The 7,064-nt window shown below is 55.0% G+C and carries 4 protein-coding genes; 1 reads left to right on the top strand and 3 read right to left on the bottom strand.

Annotation, left to right across the window (positions count from 1 at the left end; translation table 11 throughout):
* From BP846_RS13040 to BP846_RS13030, 3 genes are all read right to left on the bottom strand, one after another.
* Positions 1-303 (bottom strand): hypothetical protein (locus tag BP846_RS13040; RefSeq protein ID WP_292396273.1); only part of this gene is annotated, 303 nt, incomplete at its 3' end.
* 28 nt (positions 304-331) lie between these two features.
* A complete protein-coding gene (locus BP846_RS13035; RefSeq protein ID WP_292396270.1) occupies positions 332-700 on the bottom strand; it encodes a hypothetical protein in 369 nt (122 codons plus the stop codon).
* Positions 701-817: 117 nt separating this feature from the next.
* A complete protein-coding gene (locus BP846_RS13030; protein ID WP_292396267.1) occupies positions 818-1,771 on the bottom strand; it encodes a methyltransferase domain-containing protein in 954 nt (317 codons plus the stop codon).
* Between the two features lie 314 nt (positions 1,772-2,085).
* Here BP846_RS13030 and avs2 point away from each other — a divergent pair, with 314 nt between their 5' ends.
* The gene (gene avs2 / locus BP846_RS13025) at positions 2,086-6,717 is read left to right on the top strand and encodes an AVAST type 2 anti-phage system protein Avs2 (RefSeq protein WP_292396264.1); all 4,632 of its coding nucleotides are present in this window, start codon (positions 2,086-2,088) and stop codon (positions 6,715-6,717) included.
* Positions 6,718-7,064 lie beyond the last annotated feature (347 nt).

Below are 7,064 nucleotides of genomic sequence, written 5' to 3'. Positions count from 1 at the left end.
GGGGCAGTCATGGCGATACCCTAGGGAAAGCCGTGCCCCGGATTGCATGCAAGCGGGAACACCAGGATGGGATCTCAGATGACCAGTTGTTTCGTAGGGCACTACTGTCCAGAGTATAGGCACCATAGGCATGAAACACCATCGCCGTAGAGGGATCGGCGCGGCGAGGTTGAGCCCCGTCCCGACCAGGTCCCCCCGCGCGTTCTTGCCGAGGTTGATGTCTCCGCTCGCGGCAGGCATCAGCGGGTCGGGGTCGGGGTCGGCGAGGAGGTTCGGGAGGGTCAACTGCCCGGAAGCCAGCACCGCCCATCGGGCTCGAGACTACCCCTGTTCAGTGCTTGACGCCCCGCTTCTTGAGTTCTTCCGACTTCTTCTTCGAGCACGCCTCACACCGGAACTCGGGTGCCGGGTCTTCGGTTTTGTCGTAGTTCTTCGCCCTGACCAGGCGGTATCCCCGGGCAACCGTGCCGCAGTCCACGCACCGGACCTCTTCCCTGACCTCCCACTGGGTGTCAAGCGCCTGGGAGGTGAAGATGAACCGGTCGACCCAGAAGAATATGAGGCCGCCGATGAGGTTCGCTATGACGGTGGCGGTCAGCGCCCCGAGGCCCGCGAGCAGGTAGAGCACGCCGGCGAGGATCGGCGTTGAGAGCTGCCACCGGACGAGATAGAGACCGTAGCGCTTAAAATTTACATCCACCTATGAAATTCGTCGATATCCCTCATAAAGCCGGGGGCGGCACCCGGTATGCAACCTCGCGGGGTCGTGAGGAACAGGAGGGAGCGCCAGCACCGGGCGCCGTTATCCCCGGGCTCGTCAGGAGAGCACCAGGATCCGGCGGGTCAGGCTCTTGTGCACCCGCTGCTCGTGCTCCTGCAGGATGGTAAAGTGGCGGGCTGCGATATCGGTGATATCGCGGTGCGTGACGACGACCGCGCGCCTCCCGGGCCCGAGGATGCGCCGGACCTCCGCGAGCGAGCCGTCGTAGAGCCGGTCCATGCTCTCCGCGCGGATCCGAACCGACTGGCCGTAGGGGAGATCCGTCACGACCGCGTCGAGGACATGGTCGCAGATCGGGACCGCTGTGGCATCGGCAATCATCACCTCCGACCCAGGGAGGTTCTGCCGGTAGCCGGCGACCATCGCGGGGTCGAAGTCGCTTCCGAGGACCCGGACCCCGATCTCCCGTGCCTCAAGGAGGATCCCGCCGGTGCCGCAGAAAGGATCGAAGACCAGTTCCCCGGGTCGCACCAGAGAGAGGTTCACGAGTGCCCGGGCCATCCGGGGCATCATCACGCCGGGGTGGAAGAACGGCCGGCGCATGGGGTTCCGGGCATCGAACCCGCCCCGGTCGATCCGCGAGAGAACGCGGCCGAAGTAGCAGCGGTCCTCCGACGCGACGGCACGGTACTCTTCGACGGGCTCGCGGAGCGATACCGGACCCGCGATCAGGCTCCCGATCAGCCGTTCCAGGTCGAGCTGCGCGGTCTCCATCCGGCTTCCCTGGACCTTCTTCACCCTGCCCGCAAACGGCTTTTCGGTCGTGATGGCAAGGTCGCGGAGGAGGTCCGCAAACGCCTCCTTCGTGGGCTCGCACTCCCCGAGGTACTCCATCACCACGTGCGTCAGGGCAAGACGCCCGGCGGCCTCCGGGTCCGGGCACTCGGCAACGGCAACCTGGGCCCGCCGGTCAAGCACGGTGCCCACGCACTCCAGTTCCGCGACCGGGAGGTCGGGGTGCTCGCCGGAGAGTTCGAAGAGCAGTTTCATCCTCAGGATGTTGGCCCGGGAGGGCGATAAAACGGGGGGATGCGGAGCGACTGGGTGTAGGTGCTATGGCTAGCAATGTCTGGAGCTTGAGAAGCGTCAGGCTTCGAAGCAAGAACTCGATTAAGAACAAAGTTCTCCGAGGGCCGGCTGTTGTGGTGGCTGTGCGGGAATCTGCCATATTAAAGAGGGTTTCACCGCTTTGGAAAGTCATAACTTGAAGCCACACTGTGTTTAAGCCCCTGTCAGGTAGATTTTGATGCGAGGAAATAAAAATCGCTTTAACAATAGAATCACAATCAAAAACCGTAGATACAATGGTCCTAGATTGGCATACGATCCGCCCACTGAACGGGTCCGTTAGAGAAGGCTTTGAAGAACTCTGTGTTCAACTCGCCCGCGCCGTGAACCCGACTGATGCACGTTTCTTTCGCAAGGGTACTCCCGATGGAGGTGTGGAATGTTATACTGTTTTTCCCGATGACAGCGAGTGGGGATGGCAGGCCAAATTCTTTGATAAACTCGAAGAAGTGCAGCTGAAGCAGATAGATAAATCAGTCAAGACAGCTCTGGAGAAACACCCCAGGCTTGTGCAGTATTTTGTTTGTGTCCCACTAGATCGTTCAGATGCTCGCATCGAGGACCGGCGGTCAGAAATGGATCGTTGGAACACCCATGCGCTAAAATGGACCAAATGGGCTTCAGAACGCGGCATGAAGGTCGAGTTCATCTACTGGGGCAGTTCAGAACTCTTTGAAATACTGACACGCCCAGAACATATTGGGCGGGTCCGCTTTTGGTTTGACGTTCAGAGATTTGACCAACCATGGTTTAATGCTCGCTTGGAAGAAGCCATAAAATCAGCAGGGCCGCGCTACACCCCTGAGATCCATATTGAACTACCGATCGCATATGATTTCGAAGCTTTTGGGCGTACTGCCCGATTTTTCGGTCAAACCAAGGCACATGCTAAAGAAATCCGTGAGAGGTTCAGAAGTTTCAGTTATTCCGCAATACATCCGGTTGAACCAACAGTAGACAGCCTGACATCTAACCTTTCGTTGCAGGTCAACGCGATCCTTGCTGAAATCCAGGCTATTGAGATTGCCCCAGTGGGCAAACTCCCTTTTGGAGAACTCGCTGAACATATCGCCTTTGCTCAGGCCACCGCTGAAGAACTTGAACCTGTGTTGTTGAAACATGAACAGGAGTACGATGCCAACCATCCAAAGGGCGCAACACCCACACATTCCAATGAGATCAACCCCTTCAATGGATGGCGTTACGATCTTATTAGATTGTCATCTGCTCTTCGAAAGATGTGCGAAGTATCGCGTCGTGCAGAAGAGATTGCAGGTCGAACCTTGATGATCCTAAAGGGTAATGCAGGCACAGGTAAAACACACCTTCTCTGCGACATAGCCAAACAACGCATCAAAGATAGTCGACCGACGATCCTTCTCATGGGACAGCGTTTTTTAAGCACTGACGATCCTTGGGTCCAGACCCTTCAACAATTAGACCTAGGTGATCTGTCTGCGGAAGAGTTTATCGACGCCCTTGAAGTGGCAGCACAGGTCGCTGATTGTCGTGCGCTCGTAATGATCGATGCCATTAACGAAGGAAAAGGTCGGGACGTCTGGCCGAGCAATCTGGCGGCATTTGTCGCACGTTTGCAGAAGTCAAAATGGATCAGCGTTGTGTTTGCGATTCGGTCTTCTTATGAGGAGATTGTCGTACCTAAAGACGTGCGCACGCAAGCGGTCACCGTGATACACGAGGGATTTGCAGGCCACGAGTACGACGCCACGCGGACCTTTTTCCTCTACTATGGCATTGAGTTGCCATCGACCCCCCTCCTAGCACCGGAGTTTCACAATCCTCTCTATCTCAAGACTCTCTGCGAAGGCCTCCACAAAAGTGAGATGCGTCGATTACCGCGCGGCATCAATGGGATAACTGCCACATTCAACCTCTATCTCAATGCGATCAATAAGAAACTCATCGAGGAACTTCGCTTCAATCCGAGAAAACCCTTGGTTCACCGAGCATTGGAGGCCCTCGCAAAGGCGATGGCTGACAGTGAAGAACGCTGGCTCCCATTGGAAAAGGCCGAAGAAATTGTGAACAACTTTCTTCCTGGGCGCGAGTATGAGCGTTCTCTTTACCATGGTTTGGCATCCGAGGGCGTGCTCGTTGAGGATCTCATGCGGTGTAGTGACAACAAATGGGAAGACGTGGTCTTCATCGCATACGAACGGCTGGCCGATCATCTTATGGCCAAGGTGCTACTCGATACCCATCTTGACCGCGCAGATCCGGCCGCAGCCTTTACGGAAGAAGGGCCACTTGCATTTATATACGATGAAAATCGCTACGTCGCACCCGGCCTCCTCGAGGCAATGTGTATCCAGATCCCTGAGTGTACCAGTAAGGAACTTGTCACTCTGGCTCCAGAGATCGTAGACGTCTGGCATACTAAAAGTGCCTTCAGACAGAGCATTATCTGGCGAGACGTCACTGCGTTCTCTAAGAATACCCTCACTGTACTGGACCAACTTATCCAAACGAAAAGTGATCTGGACGACACCCTCGATGTGCTCCTGACGGTTGCCGCTCTTCCGGACCATCCATTTAACGCGAACTTCCTTGACCGACGCCTACGAATGGATCAAATGCCCGTCCGTGATGCTTGGTGGAGCATTTATCTGCACCACGCATGGGGAAATCAAGGTGCGGTGGACAGGTTGGTAGATTGGGCAACTTCCATCCAACCAGATACCCCTATTGAAGAGGAGGTCATCGACCTCTGTGCAATCGCGTTATCATGGATGCTCACAACCTCTAACCGCTTCCTTCGCGATCGAGCCACAAAAGCCCTTGTGAACTTGCTGACTGGGCGGTTAGACGCCGTTGTCCGACTCGTCGAAAAATTCGATAATGTGGACGATCCGTATGTTACGGAACGCATCTATGCCGTTGCATATGGCGTGGCCATGCGGAGCCATGACCCTAAGAGCATCAGAGTTCTGGCGCAGTGTGTCTATGACCATGTATTCGCAAACGGTATGCCCCCTGCACAGATCCTGCTCCGGGACTATGCTCGCGGTGTTGTCGAGCGTGGGCTCTATCTTCAGGTGGACCTCGACGTCGTTGTCGAGCGTATCCGCCCGCCGTACGCAAGTGAGTGGCCAACCATCCCGACCGAGGAAGACATAATGCCTCTCATGCCAGATTGGTCTCGGGGCTCCCATGACAGTGGGGATCTGGAGTGGGCACGAAATCGCATCGGCGGATCTGTAATGGGCGACGATTTTGCCAGGTACGTGATCGGGACAAACTTTTCATCTACTTCTAGGCGTTGGCTTTCTTTGCGGCTTGAAGATCCACCATGGCAATCTCTCGATGAGCGTATTGCTGTGCTCCAGGAAGAATTTTCGGCAGAAGAAAAAGCAGTTTGGGAGACTTTCCAGGCCGCAAACAGTGCATTACATAATATTTTGTTGATGCGAAGAATTTCTACGCTCTATGGTGAGGGGCGGGATGAAGACTCTGATCCAGATGATAAGCACATGCCAACGAAAGAAAAGGTACCCGACGAAGAGATCGAAAACGCAGAAAGTAAACGAGATGAAGCACTAAACGCACTCCGATCTGTGACTTCAGAGGAACATGCCCATCTTGTAGAGGATATGCTCTCTGCATTGGTGAACCTTGACGAGCGCCATCCACCAGGGTTTGATCTCCAGAGCATTCAGAGATACATCCTCTGGCGTGTCTTCGATCTCGGTTGGACCACTGAACGCTTCGGAGAATTCGACCGTTATTCGATTGGGTTCCATGGCCGTGATGCGTCGAAGGCCGAGCGAATCGGCAAAAAGTACCAGTGGATCGCATACCATGAGATCATGGCATATGTGGCCGATCATTATCATTACAGGGAGCACTGGGGCGGAGAATACGATGACCTGTTCTATGAGGGACCTTGGCAGAATCACCTTCGCGATATCGATCCATCATGCACTCTACGCACCTCTCATGGAGAGACATCGTGGAATGGTCACTCAACGGGATGGTGGGAGTCTTCAGGATATGATAGCTGGGAAGAACCGGAAGACCCTAAAGAGTGGGTGCTACGGGATGATGACCTGCCCAAGGTCAAGAACCTCTTAGTCGTCTCAGACCTGGAGGGTAGAGCGCGATGGCTCAATGTGCAGAGCCTATTCATCTGGAAGCAACCACTCCCCCTAGATCGAGAGCCAGAAGACACAGACATGCGTGAGATATCTTACATCTGCACTGGCTATCTGGTACACGCCGAAGATGTGGATGCATTCATGACGTGGGCCCGGAATGTGCACTTCTGGGGGCGATGGATGCCTGAAGCACTCGGAACCTATGAAATGTTTCTGGGAGAATATGGATGGTCCCCAGCCTTCAGGTATTTTAGGGAACGATATTCTCGAGAGCGCGGAGACGGGGGATGGGCACAACCGAGCCATGGCTGTCCTGTGGTGGTTAAGCCAATTACGTTTGAGTATTCGTGCGAATCGAGCGGTTTTGATTGCTCAATTGACGAAGGATACACCTTACGACTGCCAACTAGTGAGGTCATCGAAGGCCTTGGCCTCCGGTGGGGCGGGAAAGTAGGTGATTTCTTCGATACCAGCGGTCGACTTGCGGCTTTTGATCCAATCTCCCTAGCAGAGGGGCCAGACGCTCTTCTGATTCGAGAGGACGTTTTGAAAGAATATCTTGCACGTGAGAATCTTGCACTTTGTTGGGTTGTCATCGGCGAAAAGCGTGTAAGCGGAGCTGGTTTTAACCTCAGTAGTAATCAGAATCTTCTCATATCTGGTGCGTATGTCTTGGAAGATACAAGACCTGTTGGATTCTTGCATTGTGAGCCTGAAGAGACTTATCGGAGAAATGAAGGAAACCATGAATGACGCCTGAAACTATGGGTAATAGCAGCGGTAGGTGGGGGCAGGTCAGACATAGGCGCAGGCGCGCACAAGGATGCTCGCGGGTCAAGTTAGTGTACAACCGAACCCAAAGAAGGGATAATGACCCGCACAACCCCCCTCAATCCACGGATAGTATGCATGGCATGAGAACTGGGGACTGCAAACTAAGAAATACTAAGTTAAACCGCTGAAGTAAGGAGGAAGCCCGACACACTGGACCGTGAGGATATCGCCATTGGGGGAAGGGGCTGACGGGGAGGGGGCCTGCCCCCCCTCCCCTGTCTCTACCCCATAAGGGGATGCCCGTAGCCCCCCCCCCCCCCCCCCCC

It is taken from the genome of Methanoculleus sp. UBA303 (genome assembly GCA_002501655.1).
In the GTDB taxonomy this organism is placed as follows: Archaea; Halobacteriota; Methanomicrobia; order Methanomicrobiales; family Methanoculleaceae; genus Methanoculleus.
The sequence above is the reverse complement of the archived record's forward strand: the minus strand, read 5'-3'. Positions and strand labels throughout refer to the sequence as shown.

What these genes read in the sequence shown, in the direction of transcription:
- BP846_RS13030 (WP_292396267.1), bottom strand. Translation starts at nt 1,771, where the DNA reads ATGAAACTGCTCTTCGAACTCTCCGGCGAGCACCCCGACCTCCCGGTC.
- avs2 (WP_292396264.1), top strand. Translation starts at nt 2,086, where the DNA reads ATGGTCCTAGATTGGCATACGATCCGCCCACTGAACGGGTCCGTTAGA.